Raw genomic sequence first — 15,883 nt, forward strand, 5'->3', positions numbered from 1 at the left:
TCTTCCCTAGACAAGAAGAATTATCGCAGGTCAGAGCACCTTTCGCCATTTCTGGTGCAGGTCAGACCCTATTTCCATGACCGGTCGAGGCTAGAGTGCGGGCAACGGTTTCGCAAAGTTCTCCGGTTCGAAGATTCGGCTCGGTGGGTGTGAGTCGACGGCCGGGCTGACGGAAGGCTCACTGTATGAAGCGGGTTCTGTTCGTTTCGGTGATCGCGGCGTTGACGGTGTTGGGGGCGGGGTGCTCCGATGATTCCGGGTCGAAGACGTCGACCACTACGAGTACGACGTCGACCACGACCAGCGCGAAGCCGACCACTTCGGCGGCGCATGATCCGGGGCACGGTGATCCGGGGCATGTGCATCCGACCGCGCCTGCGCCGGGGCCGAACATGATGCCCAATCCCAATGGGGATGGGACGTGGGTTCCGTGTGAAGGGACGATTTGTACCAACCCGAACCATGGCGGTGCTGATCCGAGTGCGCCTGCGCCGGGGCCGAACATGATGCCGAACCCGAACGGGGATGGCACGTGGGTTCCGTGTGAGGGGACCATCTGCACCAACCCGAATCATGGCGGTGGGTCGGCGGAGACCACCGAGATGGGGACGCCGGTGCAGCCGACGGCGACTGCTGATGTGGGGACGCCGGTGCAGCCGACGTCGTAATCCGGGTCGGGCGGCTTTACCCGCGGGGTCGATGCGACGCGCCTCGCGGGTGAGCCGTGACCGGGGCTGACCGGTGGACGGTCATCTGCGGCGGTGCGCTCGGCTGCCTGTTGGGCGGGCAGTCGTGGCCGGGGGTGGGCTCACCGGTGGGCGGGCTCGAGGGGGTGGTGGGCTCTCACCTGCGATGTCGGCTGCCTACACTGGGCCGCGTGCTGCTCTCCGATCGTGACATCAGGGCCGAGATCGCTTCCGGGCGGCTCGGTGTCGAACCGATGCTCGAGTCGATGGTTCAGCCGTCGAGCATCGACGTGCGTCTCGACGGGCTGTTCCGGGTGTTCGACAACAGTCGCTACACCCATATCGACCCGGCTCAGCAGCAGGACGAGCTGACCAGCCTGGTGGAGCCGAAGCCGGGCGAACCGTTCGTGCTGCACCCGGGGGAGTTCGTGCTCGGGTCCACGCTCGAGGTGTGCTCGCTGCCCGACGATCTGGCCGGGCGGCTCGAGGGCAAGTCGAGTCTGGGGCGGTTGGGGCTGCTCACGCATTCGACGGCGGGGTTCATCGATCCGGGATTCAGCGGGCACATCACCCTGGAACTGTCGAATGTGGCGAATCTGCCGATCACGCTGTGGCCGGGGATGAAGATCGGGCAGCTGTGTCTGATCCGGTTGAGCAGTCCGGCCGAGCATCCGTACGGTAGTGCCAAGGCCGGGTCGAAGTATCAGAATCAGCGCGGGCCGACGCCGTCGCGTTCGTACCTCAACTTCCCGCTCTCGCCGGATTCGCTCAGCGCGGTCGAGACGCGCTGAGGGCCGCACGCCACCGCGATCCGTAGCACCAGCGACAGCGCGGGCATGGCGTCGTTGCCGGTCGGCGGGCGCACCCAGTGACAGCCCTCGCGACTCCACCGGCCCAGATCGGTCGGCAACATCACCGCGCTGCCGGTGCCGGGAATGTCGATATCGAGTCCCGCGAGCTCGGCGGCCTCTTCCTCGGAGGGCCGGGCATCGGGCGCGGCGAGCACGCTCCAGCGGATCTGGCGTGCCAGCACCGGACCCTCACGACGTTGCTCGCGCAGCGCCGTGAGCACCTTCTCGGCGCGCGCGGTGGGCAGGTGCACCACACACAGCCGGTCGGTGATCGGCAGCATCACAAAGCCGCCGCGCTCGCGGACGGGTAGCCGGAACTCGCGCTGGTAACACCGCACCCAGTCGTCGACAGTTCTGGCTTCCACCCTTCCAGAATCACGCACCGACACGCGCGTGACCACTGCCCCGCACCGCCCTTTCACTGCCTCTGGCAATACCGATTCCCCGAAGTTGTGGTGTGCCTCACTGTCTCGCTCGTACTCTGGACCATGTTGTCCGTCGGATGAGGTGACGCCGTGGTCGGGGAGTGGACAGGCAAGCAGGCCAGAGCTCTACGCGATGCCAAACGAATGAGCATCCGGGAGTTCGCGGCTCATCTCGGTGTGCACGAACGACTGGTGTCGAAGTGGGAGGCGGGCGGGGAGCGGGTGCGCCCGCGACCGGTGAACCAGGCCGCGCTGGATACGTCGCTGGCTCGATCCGATGATGTTGTGCGAGCACGGTTCTCGTCGCTGCTCGCGCCCGCCGGTGACGTCGACCTGCTGGCGTTCGTCGATGCCGGAACGCTCAAAGGTGCTGTGCCCGAGGTGTTGTCGGAGAAGGAGTTGATCATGGCGGCTGCGCACGAGGCCAGCGAACACGCGGCCGCCGCGGAGGGTACCAATGTCGGGGCCACGACACTGGCTCAGCTCGACGCCGACGTGCGGCGCATCGCCAACGAATACGTGCACGCGGCACCGGCGCCGATGATGGTGGAAATGCTGCGGGTGCGCAGGCGGGTGTACCGACTACTGGACGGGCAGCAGAAACCCGTCGACACCAGCCACCTGTACTTGCTGGCCGGGACATTGTCGGGGCTGCTGGCCAACGCCAGCACCGACCTGGGGTACCTCGACGCCGCGGGCGAACAGATCAGGGCCGCATGGGCTTACGCGGAACTGAGCGGGCACAACGGGTTGCGGGCATGGACGCGCGGGATGCACGCGCTGATCGAGAACTGGTCGGATCGGCCACGCAATGCGGTCCAATTAGCGCGCAGCGGACAGGAATTCGCGGGTCAGGGGCTCGGACGGGTGCGGTTGCTCAATATCGAGGCGCGGGTGTGGGCGCGGTTGGGTAGTGAGGTGGACACGGATCGGTGTTTGCGGGCGGCCGAGGTGGTCGGGGGTGATCGGCGCGATGAACTGCACGACGAGATCGGTGGGGTGTTCGGGTTCGGGCCGGCCAAGGCGGCGTATTACGCGGGGGCCACGTGCATTCAGCTCGGGCGTGCGGAGCAGGCGTTGGCGGCTACCGATCGGGCCATCGCGTTGTACTCGAGTGGGCCGCCGCTGCAGCGTTCGTATGGGGCGGAGTCGTTGGCTCGGGTCGATAATGCGGCTGCGCATCTGATCAACGGGAGTATCGACGGGGCGGCTGACGCTTTGCGGCCGGTTCTCGACCTGCCCGAGGACAAACGGATCGCGCAGCTCAGTGAGCGACTGGTGGGGTTGCGGCGTCGCATCGCCACGCCGACTTATCGCGACGCGGTGGAAGCGCGCGGGCTGGACGAACGCATCGAAGAGTTCTGCGTAGCGACGGCCGCGCTCGCGAGTCATCCGAGGCCGTAGAAGGCCGCCACCAGGCATCGAGCGTCGGCGCGACACGGCACACACCGCCCGTGCAACTAAATCGGTTTGCCGCGAGTGGCACGATGGACTCGTGAGTAGCCAACCTTCGCATGTGTCCCCGCGCGTTCTCGAGCAGTCGACGAAACTGCAGAACGTGGTCTACGAGATTCGTGGGCCGGTTCACGCGCAGGCAGCACGGCTCGAGGCCGAAGGCCATCGCATCCTCAAGCTCAACATCGGCAACCCGGCCCCGTTCGGGTTCGAGGCGCCCGATGTGATCATGCGCGACATCATCGCCGCGCTGCCGCTGGCGCAGGGGTACTCCGAGTCGAAGGGGATCCTGTCGGCTCGGCGCGCCATCGTGACCAGGTACGAGCTGGTGCCCGGGTTCCCCGAGCTCGATGTGGACGACGTCTACCTGGGCAACGGTGTCTCGGAGCTGATCACCGTCACCATGCAGGCCCTGCTCGACAACGGCGACGAAGTGCTGATCCCGGCCCCGGACTACCCGCTGTGGACGGCCATGACCAGCCTCGCCGGCGGTACCCCCGTGCACTACCTGTGCGACGAGGAGAACGGCTGGCAGCCCGATATCGCCGATATCGAATCGAAGATCACCGACAAGACCAAGGCACTGCTGGTGATCAACCCGAACAACCCCACGGGTGCGGTGTACTCGGCGGAGGTGCTGCAGCAGATCGTCGATCTGGCGCGCAAGCATCGGTTGCTGCTGCTGGCCGACGAGATCTACGACAAGATCCTGTACGACGACGCCAAGCACATCTCCCTGGCGTCGCTGGCGCCCGACCTGCTGTGCCTGACGTTCAACGGGCTGTCCAAGGCGTACCGGGTGGCCGGTTATCGGTCGGGCTGGCTGGCCATCACCGGACCCAAGGACCACGCTCGTGGTTTCCTCGAGGGCATCGACCTGCTGGCGTCGTCGCGACTGTGCCCGAACGTGCCTGCGCAACACGCCATCCAGGTGGCGCTGGGCGGATACCAGAGCATCGACGACCTGATCCTGCCCGGCGGGCGACTGCTCGAGCAGCGCGACGTGGCGTGGGAGCGGCTGAACATGATTCCGGGTGTGTCGTGCGTGAAACCGCGCGGCGCGCTGTACGCGTTCCCGCGACTGGATCCGAACGTGCACGAGATCCATGACGACGGCAAGCTCGTGCTCGATCTGCTGCTGCAGGAGAAGATCTTGATGGTGCAGGGGACCGGGTTCAACTGGCCCGCGACCGACCATCTGCGGATCGTGACGCTGCCGTGGGCCCGGGATCTGGCCGTGGCGATCGAAAGGTTCGGAAATTTTCTGGCGAGCTACCGCCAGTAGGTTTACAGTCGAAGCTCACCTGTCACGGCCCTGACCAGTGAGTTTCGACGCTCAGGTCAGGATGCGCATCCTGATAGATGCAGGGAAAACAGACTCCGAGTTCGGAAAATCGGATCTTTTGAAGATCTACTAGTGCAAAAGGGCATCTTTTGTGTACAGTAGACCTCGGCGCTTCGGCGCCCTGGCCCGGTTGTCTACCCCCCCTGGACAACCGAGAGCCTTACGGTTAGCGCGCCTACCCCCCTGGGCGCCTACCGCGGCGGCGGAGACACCCCCCTGCTCTCCGCCGCCCCATACCGCCTCCCCGGGTATCTAGGCCAGACCTAGGTACCCGGGGAGTTTTGTATGCGGCCGGGGGTTGTGGGGGTGGTTGGGTTTGCTGGTTCCCGGTGAGTTACCCATGTGCTTGCGAGATCTGGTGTTGCGTTTGTCGTTCTTGAAAACGAGATCCGTTAGGCTTCGGGCCGTGAGCGATCATCATCACCATCATCACGATCATTCCGGGCCCATTGCGATCAGTGACACCGCTGCCAAGGTTGTCGTGGGGCTGTTGGCGATCATCGGGGTGATCGTGGTGGCCGCGACGGTGATCTTGTGGCCCAGTTCGCAGAACGTCGAGATTCCGCTGCCGATGCAGACCATGACCGGTGGGGCGGTGCAGACCGAGGCCGGGACCGTGGTCATGCAGGACATCGGGGCCTGTGGGAGTCCGTCGATGGGAAAGGTGTTCGCGGACAAGCCCGAACCGCCTCGGATCGCCGCCTACACGTGTCAGCGCAGCATCATCGACATTCGGTCGGGGCCCGACAAGGGTAAGAAGACGCTGATCGAGATCGCGCCGGGGCCGGGGCAACCCGATCTGCGGGCGGGCGACGACATTCGCGTCGTGCGGGCCGCGGACCCGGCGGGGATCCCCATGTACGGGTTCGAGGACTACTCGCGTGGACTGCCGTTGACGTTGATCGTGCTCGCGTTCGTGGTGGTGATCTGCGTGGTCGCGCGGTGGCGGGGATTCCGGGCGCTGGTGGGGTTGTGCTTCGCGTTCGGGGTGGTGGTGATGTTCCTGCTGCCCGCGTTGCTGGACGGGAAGTCGGCGATTCCGGTCGCGTTGGTGTCGGGGGCGCTGATTCTCTACGTGGTGCTGTACCTCGCGCACGGAGTGAATCTGCGGACCAGTTCGGCGCTGCTCGGCACGCTCGCGTCGATGCTGGTGGCGGCGCTGCTGTCCTGGGTCGCGATCGAGATCACGCATCTCACGGGGCTGTCCGAAGAACAGAACACCAACGTGGCCACCTACATTCAGCACGTCAGCATCACCGGGTTGCTGCTGGCGGGGTTCATCATCGGGTCGCTGGGTGTGCTCAATGACGTGACCATCACGCAGGCTTCCGCGGCGTTCGAACTCGCCGCGCTCGACGAGGGGGCTACGCGGCGGGAGATCTTCACCGCGGCCATGCGAGTGGGGCGCGACCACATCGCCAGCACCGTGTACACGCTGGTTCTGGCGTACGCGGGTGGGGCGTTGCCGTTGCTGCTGCTGTTCAGTGTGGCGGGGCGGTCGATCACCGATGTGTTGACCGGGGACGCGGTGGCCATCGAGATCACGCGGTCGGCGGTGGGTGGTATCGCGTTGGCGTTGTCGGTGCCGTTGACTACTGCGATCGCGGTGATGTTGGCTCGGCCGTTCGGGGCGAAAACTGTTATCGCGCAGCCTGCTCGGGCACGGCACGCTCGGAACTGAGGTGCTGCCCGGCTGGGACTTGCTGCCCGGCTGGGACTTGCTGCCCGGCTGGGACTTGCTGCCCGGCTGGGACTTGCCGCCCGGTTGGGACTTACCGCATCGGCTGGGACTTACCGCATCGGCTGGGACTTACCAGCCCGGCTGGGACTTACCGCATCGGCTGGGTGTTGCCGCCCGGCTGAGTGTCATTGCCCGGCTTGGTGTTACTGGCCGGGTGGAGGGAAGCCTGGCAGGACCACCGGGGGCAGCGTCGGCAGCACGACCGGCGGCAGGCCCGGGACCACCGTGAAAGTGTTGGGGCCCTGGGGCGGTGGCGCTTCGGTGGTCTTCTCGGTGGGGCGCTGGTTGGCCGGGGGCGCGACGACGGCCGCGTGCTCGGCCTCGGTGGTCGTGACCGGGGTCGTCGTGGGGTCGGCAGAGCTGGGGCGCGGCGGCGTGGACGCCGGGACCGCCTGCGAACCGTCGCTGGACGAACCGCTTTCCAGCACCTCAGGGCCGTAACCGAGACCGAGACCGATCGCGGCCAGCACCACCAGCGAACTCACCGTCAGCACCGCGACATTCAACTCTCGACGCGAATGCGAACGGTTGGTCAGCGCGCGCAGCGGGCGGCGGCCACGAGTGGGCGCGGTCAGCCAGGCGGGGGTGATGTCGTCGTTGTCGCCGATCGGGATCGGGGCGGCGGCGGGGGCCTGCTGGACCTGCGCGGGACGGGCCAACAGCGCGGCACCGCGGGCCAGGGCCGTTTCGGGTTCGGGGGGCACGATCACCGGGACGCCGATCGTGCGCTCGAGCACGCGCGCGATCAGCGGAATCCGGGCGCCACCACCGATCACCAGCACCGCCTGTACGGGATGCTGGGCGCGGATGATGACATCGCGGGCCATCCGCGCCGACGACTCGATCGCCAGCATCATCAACGCTTCGAAATTCTCCTGAGTGAGCAGGACCAGGCCCTGCTCACTGGGTAACGCCACCGCATTGCTGTGCGACAGTTGCTCTTTCGCCGCCCGGCACAGACCGTCGAGCGCGGCCAGGCCCGCCGGATCGGCCGGATGCGCGATCCGGCCCGAGGCGATCTGCTGCTCCCTGATCAGCGAATCCAGGTAGTCGCCGCTGATATCGCTGATCCGCTCACACTGGTGCACATCGCTGGTGCGGGCGTTGATCACGCTCACGGTCAGACCCGAGGAACCCAGGTCGTACACCGCCAGCGTGGACACCTCGCGCATATCGCTGGTCGCGTGCGCGAAGTGCACGGCCGCCACGGCTTCGGGGATGAGCTGGTAGTTGGTGAGCTGGCGGCGCGCCATCGCGGCACGCACCGCCTTGGCCTGCTGGTCGGTGCGGAACGCGATGGTGGTCGCGGCGACCTCCGGCGACCCGGCCAACGTGCCCGCGATCGCCTCGGCCGCGGACTCCTCCGCCTGCTGCTCCGGCATCGCGATGGACTGCAGTTCGAACGAATACGGCGGGACGACACCGTGCGGGCCACCGTGCTGCGGACGCGCCAGACGCACCGTCCCGGCCCCCACCGACACTCCCAGAACCGAACTCATCTGTTGCCCATCTCGTTGCAGTACGCCCCCACCTGGCTGGTTACTCTACGGGGTGCCCAGGCCTGCGTACACCCAGCCGGCGTCACGCCAGGTGGTGCTGTCCAAGCAATTGCGACCGTCGATGATCGAACGGGACCGTACCACCGGTGCCAAGTCCGCCGGGGTCAAAGCGGTGAACTCGTTCCACTCGGTCAGCACCAGCACCACATCAGCGCGATCACACGCCTCTGAGACCGAGGTGGCGTAGTTCAACGTGGGGAACACGCGGCGCGAATTCTCCACCGCCTTCGGGTCGTACACGGTTACCACGGCGCCGTGCAGCTGGATCATGCCCGCCACATTCAGTGCCGGCGAATCGCGGACGTCGTCGGACTCGGGCTTGAACGCCGCGCCGAGAACCGCCACGTTCGCGCCGAGCAGGGAACCACCGCAGGCGCGGGCGGCCATGTCGACCACCTTGGTGCGGCGGCGCATATTGATGTTGTCGACCTCGCGCAGGAACGCCACGGCGTGATCGGCACCCAGTTCGCCCGAGCGGGCCATGAAGGCACGGATGTCCTTGGGGAGACAGCCGCCGCCGAAACCCAGTCCGGCATTGAGGAATCGGCGGCCGATGCGGGCGTCGTAGCCGAGGGCGTCGGCCAGCATGGTGACGTCGGCGCCGGTGGCCTCACAGACCTCCGAGACGGCGTTGATGAACGAAATCTTGGTAGCGAGAAAGGCATTCGCGGAGACCTTCACCAATTCGGCGGTGGCCAAGTCGGTGAGCAGGAAGGGGATCTCGGCGGCGATGAGGTCGGCGTAGATCTCGCGGATGTGCTGTTCGACCCAATTCGACTGTTCGCGGGCATGATCCAGGCCGAGCACGAGCCTGTCGGGGCGCAAGGTGTCTTGGACAGCGAACCCTTCGCGGAGGAACTCGGGGTTCCAGGCGACCTCGACATCGACCCTCGCCTGTTCGCGAGCTCGAATGCCAAGTGCTGCAGCGGTTCCCACCGGAACCGTGGACTTGCCCACGATCATCGCCGGGCGTTCCAGCATCGGCGCGAGCGTATCCACCACTGCGTGCACATATTTCAGGTCCGCGCCGTACTCGCCCTTCTTCTGCGGGGTTCCGACGCCGAGGAAGTGCACGTCGGCGTGTGCGGCGGCATCCTCGTAATCGGTGGTGAACCGCAGACGGCCGGTCGCGAGGTTGCGTTGCAACACTTCCTCGAGGCCCGGTTCATAGAACGGCACCACCCCATCGGACAGCTTGGCTACCTTGCCGGGATCCACATCCACCCCGACCACGTCATGTCCCAACTCGGCCATACACGCTGCATGCGTGGCTCCGAGATAGCCCGTTCCGAAGACTGTGCATCGCATAGTTCTGTTGGTAAGCGGTGTGCGTGGCTACGCCGCGTCAGCGAGGCAGCAGGGGGAGCAACATCTGGTGTACAGGGGGGAACGGGGGGTTTTGCGGTGGGTGTGCGGGGGTTCTACCTGCGGTGATGTAATTCTGGGCCGTGCAGGGTTCGGATCGTCGGCCTGCGCTGTGCGGGACTGCTCCGCCAGCGGGTTGCCCGGCGTAATCGACCAATTCGGGGGCCCTATAGGCGGAATTTCGATGGAGAGACGGCGAATTGGTCGATTACGCCGGGCACCGAGGACGCGATGTCGGTTCACTAGCATTCGGTTATGCGCCGGATCCTGTTCGCCACGGGGGGATTGCTGGTCGCGGTGTTGATCGCGGTGATCGCGCTGTGGCCGGTCTACGTGCGGCCGCGCACCGATGAGGTGCGGGTGGCCGATGCGATTCTGGTGCTGGGGGGCGCCCACGACGGGCGCGAACAGCTCGGACTGCGGTTGGCGGCGCAGGGTTACGCACCGCGTGTGCTGATCTCCAACCCGTACGAGCACAGTCCGATGGTGAACCGAATCTGCCACGGCGGCTACAGCTTCGAGGTGATCTGCTTCGATCCCAGCCCGCGCACCACCCTCGGTGAGGGGCGCGAGCTGGCGCGACTCGGCGCCGACTGGGACCGCGTCATCGTGGTCACCTTTACCCCGCACATCTCCCGCGCTCGGTACATCCTCGGGAAATGTTGGTCCGGGGAACTGCTGTTCACCGACCCCCGACCACGCCTGTCACCGGCGCGGTGGGCGTGGGACTACGCGTATCAATCGGCGGGGTATGTGAAGGCCTGGTTCGCGGACTGCTGACGGGTGTCGTACGGGCTGGTTGCGCCGCGCCGCCGATACCGTTGATCGAAAATCCCGAGCGTGGAGGAGCTGACGATGGTCGATCGAATGCGCCAGGCCCAACTCGATGAATGGGGCGGACCGGAGGTGTTGCACGTCGTGGACGACGCCACGGTGCCCGAGGCTTATCCCGGGCACCTGCTGCTCGAGACGACGTCGATCGGGATCAATCCCGTGGACTGGAAGACTCGGGCCGGCTCGGGTGTCGCCGACCAGCTCCCGGCCGCGCGGCCGCTGGTGCTCGGGTGGGACATCGCGGGCAAGGTCGTGGCCACCGGGCATGATGCGACCGGGTTCTCTGTCGGCGACATGGTTTTCGGGATGGCGGGGTTTCCCGGCCTCGGCAATGCCTACGCGGACTATGTCGCGGTGCGCGCGATCGACGTCACGCACGCGCCCACCGACGTGGACCCCGCGGAACTGGCGGGCACGCCGATGGTATCGCTGACCGCCTGGCAGGCACTGTTCGCTATCGCGGAACTTGTTGCGGGACAGAAGGTTCTCGTGCAGGGCGGGGCGGGTGGTGTCGGGCACATGGCGGTGCAGTTCGCGGTGAACGCCGGGGCCACGGTCTTCGCCACGGCGGGGCCGTCGGACCAACAGTTCGTCACCGAACTCGGCGCGACCCCGATCGACTACACCAAGGGCGACTTCGCCGACCACATCGACAACGTCGACCTGGTCTTCGACACGATCGGCGGCAAGGTCTTCCTCCGCTCACTCGACGTCCTCGCCGACGGCGGCCGCATCGTCACCACACCGAACCCCAGCCAACTCGACGTCGCACGCCGCCGCGGCATCCGCGCGGACTGGGTGTTCGTCCACCCCGACCAAGCACAACTCACCGAAATCGCCGCCCTGCAGTCCGCGGGCAAGATCCACACCCGCATCGCCCGCAGCTTCACCCTCGCCGAGATCGCGCAGGCACACGCCTACGGGGAGCAAGGCCTCGCCCACGGGAAGATCGTGGTCACTCCGCGCTAGGGCGATCAACGAGTAAACGGGAACGCTCCCGGATTCCGAGGAATCCGGGAGCGTTCCCGTTGTGTTCAGGGTGTTCAGTTCTTGCGGCCGGGGGCCTTTGCGCTGGACTTGAAGCCGAGGCCGCCCGGCTTGGCGGTCGGAGGGGCTGCCGGGGTGCCGTTGCCGGTGGGCTCGGGTGCCTTGGCGGTTTCCGGGTCGGGTTGAGCCGCGGATTCCGTGGGTGCCGGGGAATCAGCCGGTGCCGCAGCGGGTGCTGTGGGTTCGGCCGGTGCCGGGGTGCCGGGGGCCTTGGTCGGGCGTTTGAAGCCGGACTTCATGGCTAGGCCCTTGACGGGGACCGACGGCTTGGATTCGGCGGGGGTCGAAACCTCGGGGGTGGCGGGGGCTTCCGTGGGGGTTGCCTCTGCTGCCGGGGTTGCCGGGGCCGATGGTGGTGCCGGAGTCGCAGCGGACTTGGCGCCGGGGGCCTTTGCCTTGCCCTTGAGGCCGAGACCCTTGACCGGGGGTGCGGTCGGGGCCGGGGTGGCTTCGGGGGCAGGAGTTTCTGCGGCGGGAGTGGCCGGGGTACTTGCGCCGGGAGCCTTTGCACCGGGGGCTTTTGCGCCGCCCTTCATGCCGAGGCCGCCGCCGGGAGCCTTGGCTCCGCCCTTCATGCCGAGGCCCTTGACCGGAGCCGCGGGGGCCGCGGTTTCGGTGGCTGCTTCGGTTGCCTTGGCGCCGGGGGCTTTTGCGCCGCCCTTCATACCGAGGCCGCCGCCGGGAGCTTTCGCTCCGCCCTTCATGCCCAGGCCCTTGGCGGGAGCGGCTTCGGCGGTCGGGGTGGCGTCGGCCGCGGGGGCCTTCGCGCCCGGTGCCTTGGCTGCGCCCTTCATGCCCAGGCCGCCGCCGGGAGCCTTCGCGGCACCCTTCATTCCGAGGCCGCCGCCGGGGGCCTTCGCGGCACCCTTCATGCCCAAACCGCCACCAGCGGGAGCAGTCTTCGCAGCAGCAGCAGCAGGTGCGGCCTCGACGACCGGTTCCGGCTCGGGTTCGGGTTCTGCTTCGACCTTCGGCTCCTGGACAACGACCAGGTTGGCCGACAACTGCGACGCGTCGATACGGGTGATCGAGTCCAGGATCAGCTGCGAGACGTCGACGACCTCGACACCTTCGCCCTGGCCCTGTTCCTGACGTGCGGTCACGCCGTCGTTGAGCATGACCCGGCAGAACGGGCAACCGGTCGCGATCTTGGTCGGGTTGGTCGACAGTGCCTCGTCGACCCGGTCGACGTTGATGCGCTTGCCCAGCTGCTCTTCCATCCACATCCGGGCGCCACCGGCACCACAGCACATGGAACGTTCCGCGTGCCGGGGCATTTCGACCAGGGTCGAGCCCGAGGCTTCCATCAGTTCACGCGGGGCGTTGTAGATCTTGTTGTGCCGACCCAGGTAGCAGGGGTCGTGGTAGGTGATGTTCTGCGAGACCGTGGCCACGGGCACCAGCTGCTTGTTGCGCACCAGCCGGTTCAGCAGCTGGGTGTGGTGCACGACCTCGTAGGTGCCACCGACCTGCGGGTACTCGTTGTTCAACGTGTTGAAGCAGTGCGCGCAGGTGACCACGATCTTCTTCTTGGACTGCTCGACACCTTCGAACACCGAGTTGATGGTCTCGATGTTCTGCAACGCCAACTGCTGGAACAAGAACTCGTTGCCCGCGCGGCGAGCGGAGTCACCGGTGCAGGTTTCGTCGGCACCGAGCACCATGAACTTGGTGCCCGCGGTGGCCAGCAGTTCGGCGACGGCTTTGGTGGTTTTCTTCGCGCGGTCTTCGTAGGCGCCGGCGCAACCGACCCAGAACAGGTACTCGTACCCGTCGAAGCTGTCGGCGTCTTTACCGAACACCGGGATGTCGAAATCGACTTCCTTGATCCAGTTCAGGCGGTCCTTGGAGTTCTGACCCCACGGGTTGCCCTTGTTCTCGAGGTTCTTGAACAGGCCGGCCAGCTCGGAGGGGAACTCCGACTCGATGAGCACCTGGTAGCGGCGCATATCGATGATGTGGTCCACGTGCTCGATATCGACCGGGCACTGCTCCACACACGCGCCACAGGTGGTGCAGGACCACAGGACCTCGGGGTCGATGATCCCGCCGATCTCCTCGCCACCGATCATCGGGCGCGCGGCCTCGGCGCGAGCGGCCTCGGGGATCTTGGCCAGTGCGGCCTCGTCGGGCTTGCCGTCGGCGTCGACCAGACCGATCTCGTCGCCCGCGGCATCCTTGCGGCCACCGGCCAGCAGGTACGGGGCGGCGGCGTAACCGTGGTCGCGCAGCGACATGATCAGCAGCTTCGGCGACAGCGGCTTGCCGGTGTTCCAGGCGGGGCACTGCGACTGGCAGCGGCCACACTCGGTGCAGGTGGTGAAGTCCAGCCAGCCCTTCCAGGAGAAGTCCTCCATGTGGCCTGCGCCCAGGCTGTCCACCTCGGGGTCGACGTTCTCGATGGTGAGCACCTTGCCGTGCGACATCATCGGGGCGGCGGCGCCCAGCGCGACACTGCCGTCGGCCTCACGCTTGAAGTAGATGTTGAAGAAGGCGGAGAAGCGGTGCCAGGCCACGCCCCAGGTGATGTTGCGGCCGACCAGGTACAGGAAGGCCATGCCCGACATCAGCTTCACGAACGCGAAGATCGACACCATGGTCGGGCTCGCGGGCAGCAGCTTGGCCACCTGCATGGTGAAGAAATCGGTGGAAGCGTGCGCGTTGCCGTAGGTCGCGAGTTTGCCCGCCTTGACGAAGATCATGCCCAGGCCCTCCATCAAGACGATCGTCTCGATGACATAGGCGGGCGCCATCTTGGAGCCGCTGAAACGCGACAGGCGCGCGGGCACACGCGGGTGGTTCAGCTGGCGGATGACGATCAGCGTGACGATGCCGACCACGGTGCCGATGCCCAGGATCTCGTCGAGCAGGTGGTAGGCAGCGGTGCCGCCGATGAACGGCCAGTGGAACGACGGGTCGAAGGTCTGGCCGTAGGCCTCGAACCACAGGATCGCGCCCAGGATGAAGCCGGTCATGACCAGCCAGTGCGGCCAGCCCACGGTGCGGAACTTGTTCATCCGCGTATGGGCCGCGACCTCGATGAACATGTGCTTGAACCGCGGGAAGAACGGTCGCCAACGATCGGGAGCTGGCTGGCCGATGGTGATGGCCTTGCCGATGTTCCAGGCGCCGCCGATAAACGACGCCCAACAGAACAGGCTGAGCACAGCTCCAATCGTGCCCAACGTGATAGTCAGGGCATTCATGTCGCGACCTTTCTTTCGAGGCAACACGAGGGTCAGCGATGGACAGACTCCACCGAGGTTGCTCGTATCGTAACCGGCCCTAAGTTACCCGTCAGTAACTACCGCTGTCCACCGTAGGATCGGCATTTGCGCTCTGACCTTGTTTACTGGGGCTTGACCTGGATATTGCCTGTGGGCAATATCACAAAAATGTTTGCTACGGGGTTCCAATAGCTGCTGGTGAACACCGTAAACCGTGCGTGAACTGCGGCGACACTAAGGTCAGGCTTACTAACTTCGCCGAAATTCCTTCTGGCCACTGGGGTTTCAGTCCATTAGGCTCCAGCTGTTCTGCATGCTGTGCCGGTCTTCACACTGCTCGGGGAGAAGTCGGGGACATCTCACCAGATGTCCTCGCTTGACGAGATCTCGCGTGTTGCTGGACCGCACGCCGCACCACACCTGATGAATGGAACCTGAATGAACTTCCGTAGGACTACTGCGGCTGCCGCACTGGTTATCGGGGCGATGACCGTTGCCATGGGCACCGCACATGCCGACGAGGCGCCGCAGGACATCAAGTACTCGGTCAAGCTCGTCGACAAGACGGTGGTCGCGACCCTCCAGAACGGCACCTTCTCGATCGTCGAGCAGGCTGGGGAGACTCCCGAGGCGCCGAAGACTCAAATCGCTGAGATCAAGGACGCCCGCGGCGGTCTGGTCGTGGCCCTGCCGATCGCGTTCACGATCGGTGGCGCAGATATTCCGACCAAGGCCGAGGTCATCAAGGACTCCACTGTTCTTGCGCTGACTCCGGAGAAGCCGGCCGGCGTAGAAATGGGTCAGCAGACGGTTGTTCCGAAGCCGGTTCTCAAGGGCTCCGAAATCGCTTCGGCGCAGGAGAACCAGAGGGCGATCAACGATTTCTCCAGCAAGTTCAGCATCGGAACCGCGGTCGGCACCTTCGTCGGCACCGCCATCGGTGCGATCGTCGGCTGTGGCCTTGGCCTGATCGCCGTGCTGGCAGGCTGCATCGTTGGCCTGCCGACGGGCGCCGCGATCGGCGGCATCCTGGGCATGATCGCCGTCGGTGGCCCGGTTATGGCAGTCACCGGCTGGGAGCTGCTGCAGGTGCTGCAGGCTCCGGATGGCACGACTGTTTGGGCTGACAAGCCTAAGTAGGGGATTGAGCTTTGGGCCCCGCTCCTGGTTGGAGCGGGGCTTTTTGCTGTTTGGGGGTGGTGGTGCTGGGAGGGGGTGTTCGGCAGAGCTTCAGGGTTTGGGGGTCCCGGGATGATTTGTGTGGCAGAGCTTCAGGGTTTGAGTGGTCCCGGGGGGTTTGAGGCTGTGTTTTTGGAGCGCTGGCGCGCTCGAGCGCGGCCCCTGAGGG

12 protein-coding genes and 1 pseudogene are annotated in these 15,883 nt (G+C 66.1%); 8 read left to right on the forward strand and 5 right to left on the reverse strand.

Translation table 11 applies throughout. The features are described from left to right. Nucleotides 1-178: 178 nt before the first annotated feature. Nucleotides 179-319, reverse strand: coding sequence for a hypothetical protein (locus ACFWU5_RS28600; RefSeq protein WP_379269978.1), 141 nt, complete (start codon nt 317-319; stop codon nt 179-181). Nucleotides 320-401: 82 nt separating this feature from the next. Between ACFWU5_RS28600 and ACFWU5_RS28605 the strand changes: the two are divergent. Both ACFWU5_RS28605 and dcd read left to right on the forward strand, forming a co-directional pair. Continuing rightward, nucleotides 402-668, forward strand: a pseudogene (locus ACFWU5_RS28605) (hypothetical protein); the annotation flags it as partial. Between the two features lie 209 nt (nt 669-877). Next, nucleotides 878-1,477, forward strand: coding sequence for a dCTP deaminase (gene dcd, locus ACFWU5_RS28610; RefSeq protein WP_379247390.1), 600 nt, complete (start codon nt 878-880; stop codon nt 1,475-1,477). Here dcd and ACFWU5_RS28615 read toward each other — a convergent pair. Then, on the reverse strand, nt 1,396-1,902 hold the full coding sequence (locus ACFWU5_RS28615) for a hypothetical protein (protein ID WP_379247392.1): 507 nt from the start codon (nt 1,900-1,902) through the stop codon (nt 1,396-1,398). The genes dcd and ACFWU5_RS28615 overlap by 82 nt on opposite strands. A gap of 204 nt (nt 1,903-2,106) precedes the next feature. On the opposite strand from ACFWU5_RS28615, the gene ACFWU5_RS28620 reads away from it, so the two are divergent. The 3 genes from ACFWU5_RS28620 (at nt 2,107) to ACFWU5_RS28630 (ending at nt 6,443) form a co-directional block, all read left to right on the forward strand. Beyond that, nucleotides 2,107-3,366: a helix-turn-helix domain-containing protein gene (locus tag ACFWU5_RS28620; RefSeq protein ID WP_379269963.1), complete on the forward strand. Its 1,260-nt coding sequence runs from the start codon at nt 2,107-2,109 to the stop codon at nt 3,364-3,366. A gap of 91 nt (nt 3,367-3,457) precedes the next feature. Further along, a complete protein-coding gene (locus tag ACFWU5_RS28625; RefSeq protein ID WP_379247396.1) occupies nt 3,458-4,702 on the forward strand; it encodes a pyridoxal phosphate-dependent aminotransferase in 1,245 nt (414 codons plus the stop codon). Nucleotides 4,703-5,168: 466 nt separating this feature from the next. After that, on the forward strand, nt 5,169-6,443 hold the full coding sequence (locus ACFWU5_RS28630) for a YibE/F family protein (protein WP_379269965.1): 1,275 nt from the start codon (nt 5,169-5,171) through the stop codon (nt 6,441-6,443). A 203-nt stretch (nt 6,444-6,646) separates the two neighbouring features. On the opposite strand, the gene ACFWU5_RS28635 is transcribed toward ACFWU5_RS28630, so the two are convergent. Both ACFWU5_RS28635 and ACFWU5_RS28640 read right to left on the reverse strand, forming a co-directional pair. Beyond that, nucleotides 6,647-8,002 carry an Hsp70 family protein gene (locus ACFWU5_RS28635; RefSeq protein ID WP_379269967.1) on the reverse strand — a complete coding sequence of 452 codons (1,356 nt, stop codon included), beginning with the start codon at nt 8,000-8,002 and terminating at the stop codon, nt 6,647-6,649. A gap of 45 nt (nt 8,003-8,047) precedes the next feature. Next, nucleotides 8,048-9,370 (reverse strand): UDP-glucose dehydrogenase family protein, encoded by a 1,323-nt coding sequence (locus ACFWU5_RS28640; RefSeq protein WP_379269969.1) that lies wholly within the window; start codon nt 9,368-9,370, stop codon nt 8,048-8,050. Between the two features lie 312 nt (nt 9,371-9,682). Here ACFWU5_RS28640 and ACFWU5_RS28645 point away from each other — a divergent pair, with 312 nt between their 5' ends. Together ACFWU5_RS28645 and ACFWU5_RS28650 are read left to right on the forward strand one after the other, a co-directional pair. Continuing rightward, nucleotides 9,683-10,207 (forward strand): YdcF family protein, encoded by a 525-nt coding sequence (locus tag ACFWU5_RS28645; protein ID WP_379269971.1) that lies wholly within the window; start codon nt 9,683-9,685, stop codon nt 10,205-10,207. 75 nt (nt 10,208-10,282) lie between these two features. Further along, the gene (locus ACFWU5_RS28650) at nt 10,283-11,230 is read left to right on the forward strand and encodes an NADP-dependent oxidoreductase (protein ID WP_379269973.1); all 948 of its coding nucleotides are present in this window, start codon (nt 10,283-10,285) and stop codon (nt 11,228-11,230) included. Between the two features lie 74 nt (nt 11,231-11,304). Here ACFWU5_RS28650 and ACFWU5_RS28655 read toward each other — a convergent pair whose 3' ends face one another. Next, the gene (locus ACFWU5_RS28655; protein WP_379269975.1) at nt 11,305-14,514 is read right to left on the reverse strand and encodes a heterodisulfide reductase-related iron-sulfur binding cluster; all 3,210 of its coding nucleotides are present in this window, start codon (nt 14,512-14,514) and stop codon (nt 11,305-11,307) included. Between the two features lie 507 nt (nt 14,515-15,021). Between ACFWU5_RS28655 and ACFWU5_RS28660 the strand changes: the two genes are divergently transcribed. Beyond that, nucleotides 15,022-15,675, forward strand: coding sequence for a hypothetical protein (locus ACFWU5_RS28660; RefSeq protein WP_379269977.1), 654 nt, complete (start codon nt 15,022-15,024; stop codon nt 15,673-15,675). Nucleotides 15,676-15,883: the final 208 nt, after the last annotated feature.

The organism is Nocardia sp. NPDC058640 (genome assembly GCF_042716995.1).
Classification (GTDB): Bacteria; Actinomycetota; Actinomycetes; order Mycobacteriales; family Mycobacteriaceae; genus Nocardia.

Excerpts from the sequence above, each read along its gene's own strand:
- ACFWU5_RS28660 (WP_379269977.1), top strand. The coding sequence starts at position 15,022 with ATGACCGTTGCCATGGGCACCGCACATGCCGACGAGGCGCCGCAGGAC.
- ACFWU5_RS28645 (WP_379269971.1), top strand. The coding sequence starts at position 9,683 with ATGCGCCGGATCCTGTTCGCCACGGGGGGATTGCTGGTCGCGGTGTTG.
- ACFWU5_RS28640 (WP_379269969.1), bottom strand. The coding sequence starts at position 9,370 with ATGCGATGCACAGTCTTCGGAACGGGCTATCTCGGAGCCACGCATGCA.
- ACFWU5_RS28620 (WP_379269963.1), top strand. The coding sequence starts at position 2,107 with ATGAGCATCCGGGAGTTCGCGGCTCATCTCGGTGTGCACGAACGACTG.
- ACFWU5_RS28655 (WP_379269975.1), bottom strand. The coding sequence starts at position 14,514 with ATGAATGCCCTGACTATCACGTTGGGCACGATTGGAGCTGTGCTCAGC.
- ACFWU5_RS28635 (WP_379269967.1), bottom strand. The coding sequence starts at position 8,002 with ATGAGTTCGGTTCTGGGAGTGTCGGTGGGGGCCGGGACGGTGCGTCTG.
- ACFWU5_RS28650 (WP_379269973.1), top strand. The coding sequence starts at position 10,283 with ATGGTCGATCGAATGCGCCAGGCCCAACTCGATGAATGGGGCGGACCG.